Origin of the sequence: Pseudobutyrivibrio ruminis AD2017 (assembly GCF_000424305.1) — a bacterium.
Classification (GTDB): domain Bacteria; phylum Bacillota; class Clostridia; order Lachnospirales; family Lachnospiraceae; genus Pseudobutyrivibrio; species Pseudobutyrivibrio ruminis_B.
Window position 1 is genome coordinate 584645 of record NZ_KE384162.1, and the last position, 19120, is coordinate 603764.

The 19120-nt window shown below is 38.7% G+C and carries 16 protein-coding genes and 2 tRNA genes; 5 read left to right on the top strand and 13 right to left on the bottom strand.

What is annotated here, in order from left to right; all coding sequences use genetic code 11:
• Positions 1 to 154: 154 nt before the first annotated feature.
• From G611_RS14945 to G611_RS16085, 3 genes are all read right to left on the bottom strand, one after another.
• Complete coding sequence (locus G611_RS14945; RefSeq protein ID WP_051195261.1) at positions 155 to 1828, bottom strand: methyl-accepting chemotaxis protein; 1674 nt, start codon at positions 1826 to 1828, stop codon at positions 155 to 157.
• 100 nt (positions 1829 to 1928) lie between these two features.
• On the bottom strand, positions 1929 to 2546 hold the full coding sequence (locus G611_RS0112955) for a M15 family metallopeptidase (RefSeq protein WP_420329230.1): 618 nt from the start codon (positions 2544 to 2546) through the stop codon (positions 1929 to 1931).
• Positions 2537 to 2629, bottom strand: a complete 93-nt coding sequence (locus G611_RS16085) for a hypothetical protein (RefSeq protein WP_420329229.1) — start codon at positions 2627 to 2629, stop codon at positions 2537 to 2539. Before G611_RS16085 ends, G611_RS0112955 begins: the two co-directional genes overlap by 10 nt.
• Positions 2630 to 3255: 626 nt before the next feature.
• Here G611_RS16085 and G611_RS15520 point away from each other — a divergent pair.
• The gene (locus G611_RS15520) at positions 3256 to 4038 is read left to right on the top strand and encodes a hypothetical protein (protein ID WP_028243992.1); all 783 of its coding nucleotides are present in this window, start codon (positions 3256 to 3258) and stop codon (positions 4036 to 4038) included.
• A 78-nt stretch (positions 4039 to 4116) separates the two neighbouring features.
• Complete coding sequence (locus G611_RS15525) at positions 4117 to 5106, top strand: hypothetical protein (protein ID WP_051195262.1); 990 nt, start codon at positions 4117 to 4119, stop codon at positions 5104 to 5106.
• Between the two features lie 117 nt (positions 5107 to 5223).
• Here G611_RS15525 and G611_RS0112970 read toward each other — a convergent pair whose 3' ends face one another.
• From G611_RS0112970 to G611_RS0112985, 3 genes are all read right to left on the bottom strand, one after another.
• Positions 5224 to 5538: a hypothetical protein gene (locus G611_RS0112970; RefSeq protein WP_028243993.1), complete on the bottom strand. Its 315-nt coding sequence runs from the start codon at positions 5536 to 5538 to the stop codon at positions 5224 to 5226.
• Positions 5539 to 6332: 794 nt separating this feature from the next.
• Positions 6333 to 6406 (bottom strand) — tRNA-Met (locus G611_RS0112980).
• A gap of 27 nt (positions 6407 to 6433) precedes the next feature.
• Positions 6434 to 6506, bottom strand: a tRNA-Val gene (locus G611_RS0112985).
• Positions 6507 to 6917: 411 nt separating this feature from the next.
• Here G611_RS0112985 and G611_RS0112995 point away from each other — a divergent pair.
• A complete protein-coding gene (locus tag G611_RS0112995) occupies positions 6918 to 7646 on the top strand; it encodes an ion transporter (RefSeq protein WP_028243994.1) in 729 nt (242 codons plus the stop codon).
• Positions 7647 to 7683: 37 nt separating this feature from the next.
• Here the strand turns inward: G611_RS0112995 and G611_RS0113000 are convergent, their stop codons facing one another.
• The 5 genes from G611_RS0113000 to G611_RS0113020 are packed head-to-tail and all read right to left on the bottom strand — an operon-like array spanning position 7684 to position 14535.
• Complete coding sequence (locus G611_RS0113000; RefSeq protein WP_028243995.1) at positions 7684 to 9318, bottom strand: glycoside hydrolase family 9 protein; 1635 nt, start codon at positions 9316 to 9318, stop codon at positions 7684 to 7686.
• A gap of 23 nt (positions 9319 to 9341) precedes the next feature.
• Positions 9342 to 10385: a 16S rRNA (cytosine(1402)-N(4))-methyltransferase RsmH gene (rsmH, locus tag G611_RS0113005; RefSeq protein ID WP_196801572.1), complete on the bottom strand. Its 1044-nt coding sequence runs from the start codon at positions 10383 to 10385 to the stop codon at positions 9342 to 9344.
• Between the two features lie 6 nt (positions 10386 to 10391).
• Positions 10392 to 12821 (bottom strand): homocysteine S-methyltransferase family protein, encoded by a 2430-nt coding sequence (locus G611_RS0113010; RefSeq protein ID WP_028243997.1) that lies wholly within the window; start codon positions 12819 to 12821, stop codon positions 10392 to 10394.
• 40 nt (positions 12822 to 12861) lie between these two features.
• Positions 12862 to 13929, bottom strand: a complete 1068-nt coding sequence (gene mnmA, locus G611_RS0113015) for a tRNA 2-thiouridine(34) synthase MnmA (protein WP_028243998.1) — start codon at positions 13927 to 13929, stop codon at positions 12862 to 12864.
• Positions 13930 to 13944: 15 nt separating this feature from the next.
• Positions 13945 to 14535, bottom strand: coding sequence for an HD domain-containing protein (locus tag G611_RS0113020; protein ID WP_028243999.1), 591 nt, complete (start codon positions 14533 to 14535; stop codon positions 13945 to 13947).
• Between the two features lie 205 nt (positions 14536 to 14740).
• Between G611_RS0113020 and G611_RS14965 the strand changes: the two genes are divergently transcribed.
• Positions 14741 to 16186 (top strand): GGDEF domain-containing protein, encoded by a 1446-nt coding sequence (locus tag G611_RS14965; protein ID WP_051195263.1) that lies wholly within the window; start codon positions 14741 to 14743, stop codon positions 16184 to 16186.
• 20 nt (positions 16187 to 16206) lie between these two features.
• The gene (locus tag G611_RS0113030; protein ID WP_028244000.1) at positions 16207 to 16605 is read left to right on the top strand and encodes a DUF6548 family protein; all 399 of its coding nucleotides are present in this window, start codon (positions 16207 to 16209) and stop codon (positions 16603 to 16605) included.
• Here G611_RS0113030 and G611_RS0113035 read toward each other — a convergent pair.
• A complete protein-coding gene (locus G611_RS0113035) occupies positions 16602 to 18311 on the bottom strand; it encodes a methyl-accepting chemotaxis protein (RefSeq protein WP_028244001.1) in 1710 nt (569 codons plus the stop codon). The genes G611_RS0113030 and G611_RS0113035 overlap by 4 nt on opposite strands.
• 34 nt (positions 18312 to 18345) lie before the next feature.
• On the bottom strand, positions 18346 to 18978 hold the full coding sequence (locus tag G611_RS0113040) for a precorrin-2 dehydrogenase/sirohydrochlorin ferrochelatase family protein (RefSeq protein WP_028244002.1): 633 nt from the start codon (positions 18976 to 18978) through the stop codon (positions 18346 to 18348).
• Between the last annotated feature and the right edge of the window lie 142 nt (positions 18979 to 19120).

A 19120-nucleotide genomic window follows, 5' to 3' on the forward strand; every position in this document is an offset into this window, starting at 1 on the left:
CATGTAATGATTTCCCCATAAATTCATTCTATCAACATTTTGAGTATTTCGCAACATTATCGTAACTTTTATGTAATATTCAGAAATAAAAATTAGAAAAATTTATGAAAAAAAGAGGGCCGTTTTATTTGGCCCTCTAATAGATATACATTATTTATCTTTTAAGATTAAACTTTTCAACTAATCCCTTCAGTGAATCAGCATGCTCGTTCATCTCGTAGCTTAGTGCAAGTGACTCCTCTGATGTAGCTGCATTATTCTGTCCAACAGAAGAAATCTCACCAATATTATTTGACATTTCCTTAACTGATTCAGCTTGGGTATTAGATGCCTCAGCAATGGATTTAACCTTGACAGCAATTCCCTGAACCTGGTCAACCATGTCATTAAGCTTTGTGGCTGTATCATTTGCTATAGAAATACCAATTTCTACGTTTCTTAGGGAAGCGTTAATAAGCTCTGCTGTATCCTGAGCTGCCTCCACTGTCTGTCCTGCCAGCTTTGAAACCTCTCCTGCAACAACTGCGAAGCCCTTTCCTGCCTCACCAGCTCTTGCTGCCTCAATAGAAGCATTCAGTGACAACAGGTTAGTTTCATCTGCGATTTCATTGATTGTATCAATAATCTTTGAAATCTCCTGAGAAGATGATGAAATGGCATCCATAGCATTTACAACATCCTGCATCCTCTTATTGCCTTCTACAATATTTTCTGCAACCACCTCAACCTCTTTTGAAATAGTTGTGGCATCTGTAGAGCTGTTAGAAATCTGATCTGTAATTCTATTTACTGTAACTGACAAATCGTCAACGATATTTGCCTGAGATGTAACTGTATCTGCAAGGTTTTGTCCTGCACCAGCAATCTGGTTAGCACCATTTGATACCATATCAGATACTTCCATAATCTCCGTCATAGAATCAGATATCTGCTGTGAAAATGATTCTATTGCATTCTGGATATCCTTGAAATCTCCATCAAAATCTCTATCAAAGGCAATATCGAAATTGCCCTGTGCCATGGTAGACATCTTGTTTCCAATCTCATCGATGTAATAAATCAGCGATTCAACTGCTGTTCTAAGCTGATTTGCAACTCTTCCAATTTCGTTATCAGCATCATAATCAATGTCTACATGAACATTGCCCTTAGCGATCTCTTCTGTAGCCTTTGCAAGAACGTCCAAATCCTCTTCTATTTCTTTAATGAGGGCTTTGCTCGTTTTCTTATTAATTGTTATGATTACAATAAGTCCTACTATTAAAACAACAACTGCAGCGCCTATAATAACAAGAATTGTTCTATATTTACCAGTTGCAGCTTTTTCTGCAAGTGTACCAGTTTCATCCAAGGAATCTGCTAATGTCTCTGATACATCATTAAGTGTAGAATTATAATATTCTAAAGCGCTCTCAGAATCTCCATTTTCTACTAAAGCCAACATCTCAAAGGAAGCATCCTCAAAGGCCTTCCAATTAGTTGTAAGCTGAGCACCTAAAGTATCGTTATTAAGGTTCTTGGAAATAGTAGAAAAATATCCCTCTATCTTAGGAAATCTTCCCTCCAAATCCTCCTTCTGCGCAGCTGTAACCTCAGGATCATTAGATGCAACAGCAAGAAGCAAACGCTTATTAATTGTCTGCACATCCTTTCTGATTTCCATCTGGTAGGTTTCAGTTACAAATTGAACATTGTAAAAGCTATAAATATTAACAAAAATCACGGCCAGGAATATTGCCATTATCAAAGTTGTTCCTTGAAACAGCTTGATAGTAAATGACGAAAAACCATTTAGCGCCTGTGCTATTGTCCCTTTCTTTTTATTCATTCTTTTCCCTCCAATACATGCTGTAGATTATTACACACATACCTCGATACTGTAATTATAAAAGAAAAGGCTTATCTATAGGCTTTTTTCACAATTTTTTTTATAATTTTTCTTTTACAGAAGATGTGCTAACAGGAAATGTGAAGTATGTATTAGTATATGGCTCATCCGCAAGAGTAAAATGCCACCACTCTTCTGCCAATGGATTAAAGCCATGACGTAGCATAACATCTCTTAAAAGCATACGGTTTGCATACTGTTCTTTAGTGATACCAGTGTAATCAGGATGACTAAGCTCTCCAAAATAATCGAAGGTTCCACCCATATCAACTTCCTTTTCTGTTCGCATATCAAACAAAGTAAGATCTACAGTGCTTCCACGGCTATGGCCAGAATGCTCAGCAATATATCCCTGTGGAAACAATACATTCTTCTGAAGCTCTGGATAAAAATACTGTTTCATTCTTGTATCCTTAGGATTCTGCGCCCAGTCTACAAAATTTGTTACTGCCATCTGAGGTCTATAGGCATCATAAATCTTTAATCTATAGCCCTTTGCTACAAGTTCATCACTGGCTGCCTTTAAAGCTGTAGCAGCTTCTTTTGTAAGTAGCGCCACTGGCTCCTCATAGCCATCTATTCTATCTCCTATAAAATTATAAGTAGAATAATAACGGATTTCTAAAATTGCATCAGGTACAGCATCACTTAACAACACGAAATCTGATGCATCTGCAGAATAAACAACTGTTTCTTCAGCATTTGATTCCATAGGAACCGACAACAAAATAATGATTGCACTAAGAGATAATGCAGATAATGTTCTAAACACTTTTAAACCTTTTTGATACATGTTTTTCTCCTCCATTGCCAATAGCTTTCGCTTAACTCCTCTTAACATGTATCAAGATAACATTTGGATTGTCACAATAGTATCACAGTGACAAATGCTGCCATTGTTTCTGGTGGGATTCTGTCACAAGTATCCCCACAAACCCACATTTTCCATTACCCTTGTGACAGGATTTCACTGATTCTGGCTTTTTTCTGTCACAAACCTCTTCACAAACCCACATTTTTCGTTATCTCTGTGACAGAATTTCATTGATTCCGCCTGATTTCTGTCACAAACTTTCTCACAAACCCACTTTTTCCGTTACACCTGTGACAGAATATCACTGATTCTGGTTATTTTCTGTCACAAACCTCTTCACAAACCCACATTTTTCGTTATCTCTGTGACAGGATTTCATTGATTCTAAAATAACCTACTGTAATATGGAATTCCCCCCCTTGCATTGTTATATTTTTAATGTATATTTCATTCTCGACGTCAATATATAACTTTATCTTGACTATTGTTCATTACTATGGTATTTTAATGAAATCTTTATTGAGTCGTTTTTTATTCCATACATAAAAATTTAATGAATTATAATCTAAAAAATCTATATCAAGAATTAGATAAAATCGAAAAGGAGATTTTATCTCTCCCCAAAGGTAATCTATTAGTTTATCCAAATGGAAAATGGCATAGATGGTTTTATTTAAATAACACCACTAGACAATATATTTCCAAAAAAGATTATTCTTTTGCAACAAAGCTTGCTAGGAAAAAATATCTTGAACTTAGGAAAGCATTATTACTTGCCCAGATTGATGTTATCAACAATGATTCCACTAAAGCTTTTAAAGCTGCACATTCTGAGCTTCAAGAATTATTGCTAGATAAAGGATATAGCTATCTGTTAAGACCCTACTTTAACAAAATTCCCACTGATGATCTAATTAATTGGCAATCATCATATAATTCCAATCCGAAGAACCCTGAGCAATTGACCTTTCAATGCCCTTCAGGTAATTTAGTGCGCTCAAAATCAGAAGTTTTTATTGATATGGCACTATCAAGCAATACTATTCCTTACAGATATGAATGCGAACTCATTTTGAATGGAATCAAGTTCTACCCTGATTTCACATTAAAGCATCCTGTCACAGGCGATATTATTTACTGGGAACATTTAGGAATGATGGACAATAATGATTATGCCAAGAAAGCATTTTCAAAGCTTCAGACGTACCAGGCCAACCACATTATCCCTGGTGAGAACCTTATACTTACCTTCGAATCAAGAAATAATCCTTTCTCATTTTCCGATGCCGAGCTTGCTCTTAACATGCTAGGAATCAAAAAAAATGTGCCGTTATAAAAGGTGTTGTTATTTTTTTAAATGGTGTTATTATAACGCTGTAATTAATGAACTCTTTTTTCGGAGGAATGAAATATCATGAAAAATAGTTTGGTAAAAATGATGACACTCGTTGGTATGGTTGGTATGATGTCTTCTACTGGACTTGTAGCACACGCTGCAGAGGCACCATCTACAGCTCAGACACAGACAGTTAAGCAGAATCTTAATGCTTCAGTTATTGCAAAAGTATTTGATGCCAAGTATTACGCTGAGGCTTATCCAGATGTAGTTGCGGTACTTGGATCTGATCCAGCTGTACTTTTAAATCACTATGTAAATAATGGTATCTATGAAGGTAGAGATGCTTCAGCTACATTCAATGCTTCTATTTATGCACTTGCAAACTCAGATATTGCTGCAGCTTATGGTGATAACCTTGAAGCTTATGTAGAGCATTATCTTGCATTTTGTGCTAAGGAAAATAGAATTGCATGTAATGAGCAGATGGCTAAGCTTGATATTAACACTCAGGCACAGATTGCAAGTAAGGGTGCTGCTACATTTGAAGCTAAGGGTGTTACTGCTATCTCATTTGCTTCAACATACTCTAGTCAGGCTCCACAGGCTTCACTTTGGTATGGAGACATTGTAAAGATTAATGCAAATGGTGATACAGCTGCACTTGGAGAAACAATCGCTAAAGGTAATACTAATCAGTATGTAACATATGTACCAACTGGTAATGGTGGTTATAGAGCAGAATTTTCTTTCAGAAATGGTTATCTTGACGCCGCTGTAAATAAAGATCTTGCAGATGCTGGTGATCCTGAATATATCGCTTGGGTAGCTAATCATCCAGAGTGGTATGATGAAAATGGTGAAGCCATTAAGATGCCTACAGGGCCTATTGCTGGATTTGATGAAAGAGGATTTGCAATCCCTGGTACAGTATCATCTGGTTCATCTTCTAGTTCAGGTTCATCTAGTTCTAGCTCAGGTTCTTCATCTAGTGCTCCAGCAGCTAGTTCAGCGCCATCTGCACCATATATTGATGATGTAGTTCTTTCAGTTCTTTATGGTAATTAATATCTTTTCTCTGATATAAAATATATTATCCCTACTGATTAAATTCAGTAGGGATTATTTTTATACAAAAAAGATAGTTACGGATTACCCATAGCTATCTTTTTTATTAATATTTAATTAATATCCTACGGTTATGCCACTTACAGATATTCTAGAAACTGCATCGGCAGGTTCCCATCCCATTGTCCAACCGTAATTGTCTAATACATTATGAGTTTGTGCTTTTGCACTAACTTTCAAATAACAACCGTTAAGTTGTGAATCGCCTAGACCGTATAGATATATTGTATTACCTGTCGAACTATTTGTAGCCAATATCTCACCGGTAGGTGAATATAGTGTCATTGAAAGATATGCTAAATCTCTTTCATATGAATAATGAAGAGTAATTGTCTTAGCACCTGGATATATTAAATTATCATGGGTAATCATTGCTATCGCACAACTAGAATCTTTCCAAGTCTCTTTTGATCTAGAGCCTTCTGGATATACTGTGTTAGTTCCTACTGCACTAGCTGATAAAGTACCCGCTGTATTAGCTGAACTAAATGAAATAGTCTCTGATGACTTACTAGGAGTCTTATATACTCTTGCAGTATATGTATCCTCTGATCCATCTTTCTTAAAGCTATATGGGCTAACAATTGTATACTCGAAGTAATCACCTTTATCTACTTTAGTAAACTCAAGATTAATATTATCATGTACATGCTTACATCATTTACACAATGACAGTCTACATATGCTCCTGAGTAATCAGATTTCCTCCCTTTCTGTCACAAGCTTCCTCACAAACCCACATTTCATGTTACTCTTGTGACAGAATCCTGGCTCAAATCTGCCCTTTCTATCACAACACCTCCTACAAACCCGCATTTTACGTTGCTCTTGTGACAGAATCCTGACTCTAACCACCATTTTCTGTCACAGCATCTCCTGCAAACCCACATTTTCCATTACCCTTGTGACAGAATCCTGACTCTAACCACCATTTTCTGTCACAAGCTTCCCCACAAACCCACATTTCACGTTACTCTTGTGACAGGACCGCCAACTAAGGGGGATTCGATTCTCGCCCGCCGGCTCGGTCGGCTCGCGACCGTGTGGTCCACTGGACCACGCTCGCCCCTCGACATCGCGGGAACCCCACGGTTTGATTGAGTTGAATTCACATCGAGCTGAATAAAAATAAAAGCTAGACCATTTGGTCTAGCTTTTATTTTTAGTAGCGAGAGGGGGATTCGAACCCTCGACACCGCGGGTATGAACCGCGTGCTCTAGCCAACTGAGCTATCTCGCCATATGTCGAAAATATTCAGTTTTAAAATGGGACCTACAGGGCTCGAACCTGTGACCCCCTGCTTGTAAGGCAGATGCTCTCCCAGCTGAGCTAAGATCCCAGAGCTTTTCGCGATTTGTGTACCGCTTCAAGCGACTCGTATAATATAGCATTGGATTGGAAGAATGTCAACTCAAAAACAAATATTCGCAATACTTTTATTTTGAGCATTAATTTGCTGAAATTTTCTATCCCGTCTCAGCCCCAGTCCCTATACTATCGGACATTTTATAGCTATAAAAGTTTTATAATTATTTCACATATAGATGATATTATTACCCATATAGTGATTCTTGTGAGGATAAAAATATGACAGATAATAACAAACAATTAATTGATGATTCTGGAATGCACTCAGACACTCAAGAGATAGCTTCGAAGAGATTTGTATTGATATGTCGTTTCTTTTGTATTGTATTAGCAATTCTAGGGGTAGCCGCATTGTACAACGGATTTATGTAGAGGATAAATTATGTACGATTTCAAACGAAGAATATACGAAGTATTAGAGGTTTCAAAATTTGGTGATAAATCCAGCCGTGCCTACGATAAATTAATGACGGTAGCAATTATTGTAGGTTTAATTCCCATGATGTTAAAAAAGGAAACCACCTATACCTACTGGATTGAAATTCTAACCAGCTTCATTTTTCTGACAGACTACATCGCCAGAGTTTACACTGCCGACTATAAAATGGGCTATAAAAGCTATAAAGCATACATAGCCTACCTTTTCACGCCACTAGCAATATTTGATTTTCTATCTATTTTACCTGTTATCTATCTGTTTACACCTGTCTCTTCAATGATTGGTCTACTTCGCCTTTTTAGAATATTCCGCGCCCTAAAGCTGATTAGATATTCGAAAACAATGATAATAATAGCCAATGTTATTCGCAAGGTTAAGTCTCAGCTTATGGCTGTTCTCATTCTGATTATTGTATATATATTTGTTTCTGCCATGCTGATATTCCAGCTAGAGCCTAACCTATTTAATAATTTTTTCGATGCTCTCTACTGGGCAACCATTTCTATCACAACAATCGGTTATGGCGATATATCACCTGTAACTCCTATTGGACGCCTTATTACCATGTGTTCAGCACTTGTAGGTGTTGCTGTGATTGCCCTGCCATCAGGTATTATTACAGCTGCTTATATGACAGAGATTACAAAAACAAAATCTAAGTATGAGTTGTAATCATACTTAGATTTGCCTGTAATAAAATATGAAATTGTTACATCAATCCAGCCAATACAAATACTAATGGCGAGTTCCAATAAATAGTAATTTCATTTAATGAATAGCAATCCACATGATCTATATAGCATTTCATTGGTGCTGTATCCTTTGGAAGTTCCTGTGCTCTTTCATCCTGTAAGCCTGTGTTTGGACCACCCGAAACAAGGCCTGGCCATGCATCTAATTTAGCTGCAAAGGTTGGACGAAGATGCGGATTTTTAAATGCCTTTTCACCATTTCCTGTAACATAGCTTACATCCATGGAATTGCAGCCAAGTAAGTAATTTAGTCCTGCTGTTAACGTATTTACGAATTCAGCCTTAGGCTCCAGCTTGTTTGCTACAGTAAGTACCATCAGATACTTAAGTAGTTCCATGTTGCTACCCCAGATGAAGTTCTCCTTTTTCATGCAAAGGCCAAAGCCATTTTCTGATGAATTTCTTACTAATCTGTTAGCTTCCTCAATTAGTGCTCGCTTTACAAATTCATAAAGCTCACTGACCTCATCCTTTAAAATTAATGAAAGTGCGCCAAGTCCGGCAACATCTGCCCAACCAAAGCAAGTAAATATATTTCCTGTGTATTCCTTAAATGCATCCCCCTTATCGTATGCTTCAATAAACGGCTTCTGCTTTAGGGCATCCTGGTAATACTTCTTTTCTCCTGTCGCTTCAAATAAAGCTGCAGCAGCCCAGAATCTATTAGAATTATCTTCGTTTTCAGGATACTCTCCTGTATTTGAGCCTTCGGCATTTTTAAATAATACCGCATCATTATTAGCCTCAAGCCATTTATAAGCCTTTAAAGACCTTTCAAGAAGCAATTTAGCATATTCCTTATCATAAGCCCCATATACGGTATTAGCCAGTGCAAATACTGCGGCAATATCCGCAGTTGCAAGAGATGATACATTAAACAAAAACAATTCCTCTTTGTCATCCTCAGGCATAATAAATGGAGCGTGACTAAAGGTCGTAACCTTGTGCCATACACTTCCATCCTCTCTTTGCATTTTCATAAGAAAATCCAATTCCACTTTTACTTCTGCTAATATATCTGGCAAAAGCCCTTTCTCGCAGGAAACCTTTGGAATGTCAAATTCCACCTCAAGAAGCTTTGGAAAGAATCTTACAGCATATAATAAATGTGCCACCGCTACAGCTCCTGCAGTAGAATATCTGCCAAAGTCACCGGCATCATGCCAACCGCCGCATACATCTACAGCAGGCACATCCTCACCGTATACAGTTGCCTTTGAAACATGGCAAGGCTCATGATAATACTTTCCTGCGTACTTCTTATCCAAGCCATGACCGCAACGAAGATAATAAAAGCATTTGCAAACATCCTTCATAAGCTTATCGAATGCATTTTCTCCAACAAAAAAAGATGCACTGGAAACATCCCCCGCAAGGATTTTGTACATCCCCTGATTTTTAATCTGACTAAAATCAGCGATATAGGTATCCTCACCAGAGATTTCATCAGTGCCAAAGTGAGTAGCTTCCCCTTTAAGCACTGATTCTCCATTTGCATCAATTACTTGAAAACCTGCTGCATCAAAATTAAGCACAGCTTTCTTTTCAGCGTTAGGCATAAACCCAACCTGATTAACAAAAATCTTGTTCATTTTTATTCCCCCAATAATATATTTTACGCCTTTATAGCCCAGCGCATTTTTGTAGATTTACTTCTAGGATTAATTCTGCATTCCTCTGCTGATGGTCTGATTACATCAGAAGAAACCTCAGAATATACGCCAAGCTTTGACAATTCCTTAAATGACTTTTTGACTAATCTGTCTTCCCCTGAATGGAATGTAAGTATTGCTACTCTGCCACCTGGATTTAAGATGCCAGGAAGCTTTTCCAAGAATGAATAAAGTACCTCGAATTCACTATTAACGTCTATACGAAGTGCCTGAAATACTCTTGCACAGGATTTTTTGATGGCCTGCTCCTTTTCCTCCTTTGGCACCTTCCATAAAGCCTCTGATATGGCTTCACGTAATGCTGTGGTGGTATCCATAGGATTGCCCTTTGACATAAGAGTAAACACCTTGTGAGCAATCTCCTCAGCATAAGGCTCATCGGAATTTTCTACCATCATTCCGATAAACTCTTCCTCGGTGATATTGTGAAGACGTTCTGCTGCACTTTCGCCATGCTCAGGGTCTAATCGCAAATCCAATGGTCCATCTATTTTGTAAGAAAAACCACGCTCTGGATTATCTATCTGCATAGATGATACACCTAAATCCGCCAAAACAAAATCAAACTTTCCAGCCTCTGCTGCAACCTGATCAATGTTTGCAAAATTAATAAGTCTAAACTGAAAATTATCCTCTCCAAAGCCAGCACCCCGCAAGCGCTCTACAGTCTTTGCAGATTCGATTGGATCCACGTCAAGGCCGTACATTATACCCTCGCCCTTAAGCTGTTCTAGCATTTTTCTAGTATGTCCACCATAGCCTAGGGTACAATCTAAGCCCTGCTGTCCTGGCTTAATCTGTAGGAAATCTAATATCTCCTTCACCATAATAGAAATATGCATGCCTGCTGGAGTAGAGCCCTTTGCAATAACATGCTCTATAGTATCAGCGTACTTTTCAGGGTTGTGCTCCTTATATTTTTCTTCGAATTTCTTTGGATATTTTCCAGAGTAATGTACTCTTCTTTTATGCTTCTTTTCTTCCATAATCTCCTAACCAAACTTCTTCATTAGATTAGCCACAAGCTTAACACAGTCTGCTGCATCTGCAGAATAACCGTCAGCATTAATCTCATCCTTAAATGATTCGTTGATGCAGGCGCCGCCAATAATAATCTGAGCTCTGCAGCCCTTTTCCTTTGCAAGCTTTACCACATCATCCATTCGCATCATTGTGGTAGTCATAAGTGCGGACAAGCCGATGATATCAGCATCCACCTCCACCGCTTTATCAATTATAACATCCGCTGGCACATCCTTGCCTAAATCTATTACATTATAGCCGTAATTCTTAAGCATAAGTGCCACCAGATTTTTTCCAATGTCATGAATATCGCCTTCAACTGTAGCGATAACAATTGTAGCCTTAGCATCGGAATCTTCGCTTGTAAGAAGTGGTTCGATGTGCTTCATACCAAGCTCCATCGCATTAGCACCTGCAATTAGCTGAGGAAGGAAGTATTTCTTTTTATCGTATAAATCTCCTACCACGTTGATTCCCTTGATAAGGTGTTCTTCTATAATAGCCTGAGGCTCCACGCCCTCATCAATAAGCTTTTGAATCTCAGCTATTATCTGCTCCTTTTTACCCTTAACAACACATTCTGCCACTGGGCTTAAATCACCGTAGGCCGATTGACCAGACTGAGGGCTGCCTGCTCCTTTACTGGCAGTACTAACACTGCTTTCCAATACAGGTAGTGATGCATATTTCTCCAAGGCACCAGGCTTATTCATCAATGTATCCGCAGCTGCAGCGCAGTACATAAGCATATCCTGATTAGGATTAGCGATAGCCATTGTAAGTCCCTTGCTAACTGCAATAGTAAGATATGTTGTATTAACAAATGGTCTGTTAGGCATTCCAAAGGAAATGTTTGAAAGACCGCACACTGTGGGAAGCTTTAGCTCATTCTTGCAATATTCAATAGTTTCAAAGCACTGTAAGCCTGCTGTACCCTCTGCACCTACTGTCTGAACTAATACATCAACAACGGCATCCTCCTTGCGAAGGCCAATACGCTCTGCCGCTGTTAAGACTGTATTAATGTGCTGCTTTTTTTCTTCTATATCCTTAGGAAGTCCTGCCCCTGATAAAGGAAGGGTGATAAACATAGCACCATACTTTTTAGCAAGACGAAGCATATCCTCCATCTTGGCTTCCTCGGCAGAGATGGAATTGATAAGTGCTCTACCAGGATAAATACGAAGAGCTGCCTCCATTACATCCACATGGCTGGTATCAAGACACAGTGGTAAATCCACAGCCGATGTAACCTCATAAATGCTATCAAGCATCATCTGCTTTTCGTCGATACCATTCATACCCATGTTTACATCTAATATGTTGGCACCCTTTTCCTCTTGCTCTCTGGCAAAATCCACTACCATTGAAAGGGAACCATTCTTTAAGGATTCCTGGAACTTCTTCTTTCCAGTAGGATTGATTCTTTCGCCGATAACCATAAATGGCCCATCCAAATCAATCCATGTATTCATTCTCTCAGAGGTAACTACTCTAAGAGGTTCGTTCTTATATACGTGCTGAGGCTTATCCTTAAGGGCAGATACCAACGCCTTAATATGCTCTGGTGTTGAACCACAGCAGCCACCAAAAAGTGATGCACCTGCTTCATAAAGCTTTAGACATGATTCTGTAAATTCAGCTGGTCCCATCTTATAGACAGTTTTGCCATTTTCAAGCTCTGGCAATCCTGCGTTTGGCTTTACCATAATAGGGACGTTTGCAACAGCAGCCATCTGCTTTACCAAATAAAGCATAGCATCTGGACCAGTGCTGCAGTTCATGCCCACACAATCTACACCCATAGATTCAAGAACTATCATGGCTGTATCAGGTGCGGTTCCGTACAGTGTCTTTCCATCAGGATTGAAGGTAAGTGACACGATAATAGGAAGGTCACAGGATTCTTTGATTGCAAGCACTGCTGCTCTACATTCCTGAAGGCTCATCATTGTCTCCACAACAAACAAATCGACACCCTCTTCAAGGATTGCAGCCACCTGCTCCTTGTAGCAATCCACCAAATCCTCAAACATTAAATCCCCAAGAGGAAACAGCTGCTTACCTGTCATGGAAATATCAGCTGCCACAAGTCCCTTTTCGCCTGCCACTTCTCTAGTAAGTCTTACAAGCTGTCTGTTCATCTCAATTAGATTATCCTCAAGACCATATTCTGCCAGCTTTATTCTAGATGCCGTAAAGGTCGGGGCAAGAACTATGTCTGAGCCTGCCTCGTAATATAATCTCTGCAAATCCTGAATTGCTGAAGGATTATCAATAATCCATTTTTCAGGACAAACCCCTGCTTTAAGGCCCCGTTTTTGAAGCTCTGTTCCTGTGGCACCATCAATAAATACAATTCTTTCTTCTAATAGCTGTCTAAACTCTTGTCGTGTCATCCTGTCTCCCTTTCATGCAAAAACCTGTTGCCTACTAATGCTACTTGCCCACGATGGTGCCTCCGCCCAGCACCACATCATTATCATAGAACACTGCTGCCTGACCGGGTGTTATGGCTCTCTGTGGTTCCACAAATGTTATCTGAGCTGTAGTTTTATCTAGTCTGATCACATGGCAAGGCTGGTCTGCCATTCTATAGCGTACCTTTGCACTACAATCAAACTCTTCTCTATCATCATTTGGATCAATCCAATTGATATTCTTAACTAATACATCCCTTGAGAATAAATCCTCATTCTTTCCAAGGATTACCCTGTTACCAGGAACATCTAATGCTACTACGTATAAAGGATATGCGGCAGATATGCCAAGTCCCTTTCGCTGACCAATTGTATATCCAACTATACCCTTGTGCTTTCCAAGAACATTACCTTCCATATCTACAAAATCACCTGGCTCATATTCCTTGCCTGTGAATCTCTTAAGAGCTGAAACATAATCTCCGTCTGGGACGAAGCAGATATCCTGGCTGTCAGGCTTGTTGGCGTTAATGAAATTGTGGCTTTCTGCTATACGGCGCACCTCGTCCTTTGAAAGCTCTCCCAGTGGGAACTCTGTATGTGCAAGCTCCTCCTGAGTCATGTTATAAAGTACATAGCTTTGGTCCTTATTACCGTCAAGGCCCTTTAAAAGCTGATATCCATTATCGGTTTTACGAATTCTAACGTAATGTCCAGTGACAATCTTTTCGCAGCCTAAAATCTGTGCTCTGCGATAAAGCTCGTCAAACTTCATGTGCTTGTTACACTCAATGCATGGATTAGGTGTCATACCACATTCGTAGCAGCTTATAAAATTATCAATAACAGTCTCTCTAAATTTCTCTTGGAAATTAAAGGTATGATGTGACATCTCAAGACGTCTTGCAACAGCCTTGGCATCCTCCACGTCATCTAAGGAACAGCAGGTGTGACCATTGCACACGCCGATGTCCTCATTTGCATAAAGCTTCATAGTGCAGCCTACGCAATCATATCCCTTTTCCTTCATTAATAATGCAGCGACACTACTATCTACGCCACCGCTCATAGCTATTAATGCTTTCATAATGTAATAAACCTCTTATTCGTCCTTAATATTCCCCGCCTTTACATTGGCTTCTATTATAGAATCAACAACCTTAAATAGCTCCTTAGAGCCTAGGGCTGTTTTGTCCTGTCTGCCGTGAACCTGGGTGGCACTTACGCCGTGCTGTCTCCAGTCATCGCCACCATTGCTGTTATTAAGCATTAGTGGCTGCAGATTATCCATGGAATGAGCAAACTTTGATTCAGCAGTCTCGTAGGCTTCAAACTCTTCAAAAAGAGCCATAAGCTCGCTGGCCTGATCACTAGGAAGCATTCCAAAAAGATGCTCTTTAGCAGCCTTTTCTCTTAAAGCCTGAGTCTTCTTTCCCTCTTCATCATAAGCGTAGGTATCGCCAGCTTCTATTTCCACGATGTCATGAATCAGGCACATTAGCATAACCTTTCCTATATCTACAGGCTCGTTGGAATATTCCCTTAAAAGATATGCCATTATAGCCATATGCCAGGCATGCTCTGCGTCATTTTCATTTCTTCCATGTCCTGAAATATGTGTCTGTCTAAATATATTTTTCTCTTTATCTATTTCAAGAGCAAAATCTAGTTGTCTTTTTAATCTATCAGTCATTACTTTTCTCCTATTTTAGATATTGAGTCTCTTACCTATAAAAACTATAGGCTTATTATACTTATGCTTAAGGTAAAAATAAACAAATAAATTATAAAATCTAGCATCCCTTACCTATATTTATTTTTAAAAAATATTCACAAAGTACCCACATTTATTATCTACAATATGCTTAAGTTACTATGTGTAATTAAGTGAGGATGGCATGAAAACACCAACATATAACCTTTTAAAACAATTTGTAAATCTTGCTCCTGCTCCTTGTACGGCCCTTGCTGTAGAAAGAAAACCTGACGGCACCTGCGGCGAGATTCGTTTTTTTGCCGTAAATGATGCCTTCAAAAGAAGCTTCTATGATCTATTCATTAAGACAACAGGAAAAGAGCCAGCCAGCATAGAGGAGTTGGATTCATTCATAGAGGGACAGCCTTACACTCTTACTCTTTCAAAAGAGCCTAAATTTGAGGAAATATGTTTTAGAAGCGCTTGGAATAAGGAATACATCCACACCTACATAGATACTACAAGTATGTACGGATATTGGACTGAGGATTTTTTAATTCCTTGCGATTGTGACCACGAAGAAAATATATCTTATTGCTATTTCATATATCAGCTTAATAGAGAAATGGATACTGGAAAGTTCAGCGCCGTTTCTCCAGATATTTCAAGCTACGTAATCAAAGCCTGCCTGGAGCTTCGAAATGAAAATGAATTTTATTCCAGCATGAATGTGGTTATAAAAGATTTAAGAGAATACACTGATTCCTTTAACGCCTGCATCTTAACAGTGGATTCTGAAAGAAAGACCTTCCAAATTATAAGTGAATCTGTCAAAAATAATGTGCATTCCATAAAGGACTACTTTAAAACCTTCCCTTACGAAATAATTGCCAGCTGGGAAAAGCTTCTTAAAGGCACCAACAATATCATCATTAAAGATGAAAATGACATGGATTATTACGAAACCCTCGCCCCAAGCTGGGTGAAAACCATGAAGGAAGCACATGTTAAAAACCTTTGCCTTTCTCCATTTGTGCATCACGGAGAAATAATAGGTTATTTATATTTAACAGATTTTGATGGTTCCAACTTAGCCAGAATAAAAGAGATTGTAGAATTACTCTCATTCTTTCTTACTGCCGAGGTGGCCAACCATACCTTCCTAGAGAAGCTTGAATACCTTAGCAATGTAGATATACTAACAGGAGTATTCAATCGTAACTGCATGAACGTAAATGTAGATGAATTATCTCTAAAGCTTAAGCTTGAGCCTAAGCCATTTTCAGTAGCATTCTTTGACTTAAATGGTCTTAAATCTATAAATGACCATGGTGGTCATAATTCTGGCGATGACTTGCTTAAGGATGCAGCAAGTGTCCTAAAAGAGGTTTTCCCTGACGACCAGATATATCGAGCCGGCGGCGACGAATTCGTAGTTATTTCTTTAAATGATTCTGAAAATGATTTTCTTAAGAAGCTTGCCGCAGTCCGAGCGAAGGCCTGCGACCCTGATTGGCTTAACTTTGCTATAGGGCACTATCATGATGATTCACAAGGTAATCTTCGTCTGGCCATGCGCTATGCCGATGAAAACATGTACGAAGATAAAAATGCATTCTACGATGCTCACCCTGAAAAACGTAGATAACCCAAAGGAGGGCGAACACCATGTTGTCAAATAACCGAATTGTAAATAAAAATTTCTACGATGAATACAAATACTTTGATGAATATTTGACAAACTACCTTAATGTGGAAGAAAACGGGGTAGACGAATATATCAAACGCATGAAGCATGCCATCTATGAAGTAAAGGATGTACTTCCAGAATGGATGCCTACTATTGCACGCCTTGAAAAAATGAAAGCCAGATTCATGAGCCTAGACGACGCCGAAATAAGCTTCGATGACTTTCAGGGAAAGGATGAAGATGTTGTTTGGATTAGAATCTTTTTGGAAAAAATTGAGCAAAAGGCTGATCCTTTAGAAAAATATAGCAAGCTCAAATTCACTTTTAAGAAAAGGAAAAAGAGCCTGCTACAACGTTTCTTAGGTTTATTTAATTAGATTTTAAATGAATCCTTAATGTCCCTAAGTTCATCAGAATTCTCTTCTGTTTCACTAACTACCTTTACAACTCCATCTGAAAGGTTGGCCACGTCTGTGGCCTTTTCTGCTACTGTAGTAACAGCCTCTGCTGCCTCTCCTACCGTTCGAGAAATCTGCTCGACAGATTCTGAAATAGCAGTTGTTGCTTCCTGCAAATCAGAAATCTTATTAGATATCTGAGTCATGGAATCAGAGAAATTCTCAGCATCCAGCTTGTAGTTATCTGCCATTGATAAGAATGAATCATAATCCTTTGCAATATCAGTCTCAATGTAGTTAAGTGTTCGAGACAGGCATTCGTTCATAAGGTTAACAGCATTCTGAACCTCTGAAACGATTTCCATAATATCTGCAACTGTCTCACTTGATTGTGTTGCAAGTCCACCGATTTCTGTTGCTACTACTGCAAAGCCCTTACCAGCTTCACCAGCTCTGGCTGCCTCAATAGAAGCATTAAGTGCAAGAAGATTTGTCTGGCTGGCAATATCCTGAATAGTTGTTGCAAGAGTATTAACCTTTTCAACAGCCTTAGATTTTTCAAGAGCATCCTGGCCTTGTTCATTAATCTCTTCATATATTCTTTCAGTCTTTTCTTTTGCTGCAACTGTCTCCTTGTAGACTTCATTAGCCTTTCTCTTTGTTTCTACAGCATTATTGGCGCCAGCCTTTGCTTCCTCTGCTATGCCATCAGCGTTTTCTTTAATAAGATTTGTTCTTTCACTGATAACATCTGTAGTAGCGCTTGTTTCCTGCATGCTGGCTGCCAGCTCTTCAGATGTTGCAGAGTTATCAGCATTTGCAGAATCGATTTCTTGAGTGATGTCCTTAAGTCTAAGAGCATGTCCCTCCAAATCTACAGATGTGCTGGCGATACGTTCTACAATATCACGTAAGCTGTGCTCCATAGAATCAACAGCTCTAGCCATAACACCAGTTTCATCCTTCTTGTGTTCGATGGATTCAAGATCATCATTTGCTGTGAAATCAAGCTTTCCTACGTTTTCAATAACACCTGTGATAATTCTGATTGGCTTTGTAATACCATTACCTGCAACAATACCTATCAGTAAAATACCTACGCCAACTATACATGAAAACAGCAATCCAAGATTTCTAATCTGGTTGATTTCTGCCATTATTTCAATTTCATCAGCTACGCAAACAGTAACCCATCCCTGGGAATTGATAACCTGATAAGCTGCATATTTCTTTACGCCATTTTCATCCACATAATGGAAAATCTTTGCCTGAACATAATTTCCGGATGGAATCTGTTTAAGTAATTCGTTTACTACATTATTAGTAGCCTGGGTTCCTACCTTTTCAGGTTTTTTATGGTATAGGAAGAGACCATCAGCATCTGTTACATAGATATAACTAGATGAGATACCATTTAATCCTCTGCCTTCAAAAATAGGCTTTAAAACTTCATAGTCAACGCCATCAACCCCTCGGGCTGCAATCTCCTGCTCTACAATCTCAGAGCACAATGTGGCAAGATCTTGCATATTGTTCTCATTAATCTTCTGAACAGCTGATTTTGCCTGTGGAATAATATAAAACATATTCAGGGCAAAGAAAGCTACAACGCTAATGATAACAAGTGCGAGAATCTTTACATAAATTGAATGCAGATTAATCCCGTTCTTTTTCGATTCCTCCATGAATGATCCCTCCAATTGTTCTACCGATTATGATTTATAGGGACATACTAATAGCACCAAGCAACTCTTCCACCTCTTCATCAGAAGGAATACCATCATAACAAAGGGCATAATCTATAAGTTGCTCAAATGCACTATTTCTACTTGATTCTCTTGGGAATAAATCATTAATAGGCTCTTTCCATCGGCCTAGCATTTCATTTAATTCACCAAGACGCCACGTAAGAACTTCCTTTTCCTTGTTTCTTAAGAACTTTTCTAAGGCTTCACTGTTTCCACAACTAGAAAAACCTGCAACAAGGTTTTGTTCCTTTAAATATGTAGGGAAATCAAATGTACTCTTTGACTTATCTAAAACAACATGTACAGGAATTCCGCCTTCCTTACACATCATAGATATCTGACCGTTAAGCTCATCATCTTCTGTTGCTACAACAACAAGCATTCTTCCCTGTAAATCTATAGGAGTAAACTGTCTTTGCTCTAAAAGAAGATGATCTGTTTCTTCTGAAAGAGCTGCAAGATCCAAGGAAACCTCATCGGCTATTAAATGAACCTTAGCCCCAAAATCTAAAAGAGCTCTTGTCTTTTTTAAAGCAGCAGCATCACCGCCTACTACCAAACAATTAGCATCAGTTAAATCTAAAAAAATAGGGAAATAAGCCATAGACACCTCCTAAAATTCGTCTCTTTCGCAAGTATAACAAAAATATGTGAAAAAATTATTCCTAAACACCACTAATCTGCAACTAAAGCAATAAAAAAAGCAGAAACCTTTCGATTTCTGCTTTTTGCGTTAAATCATTTCA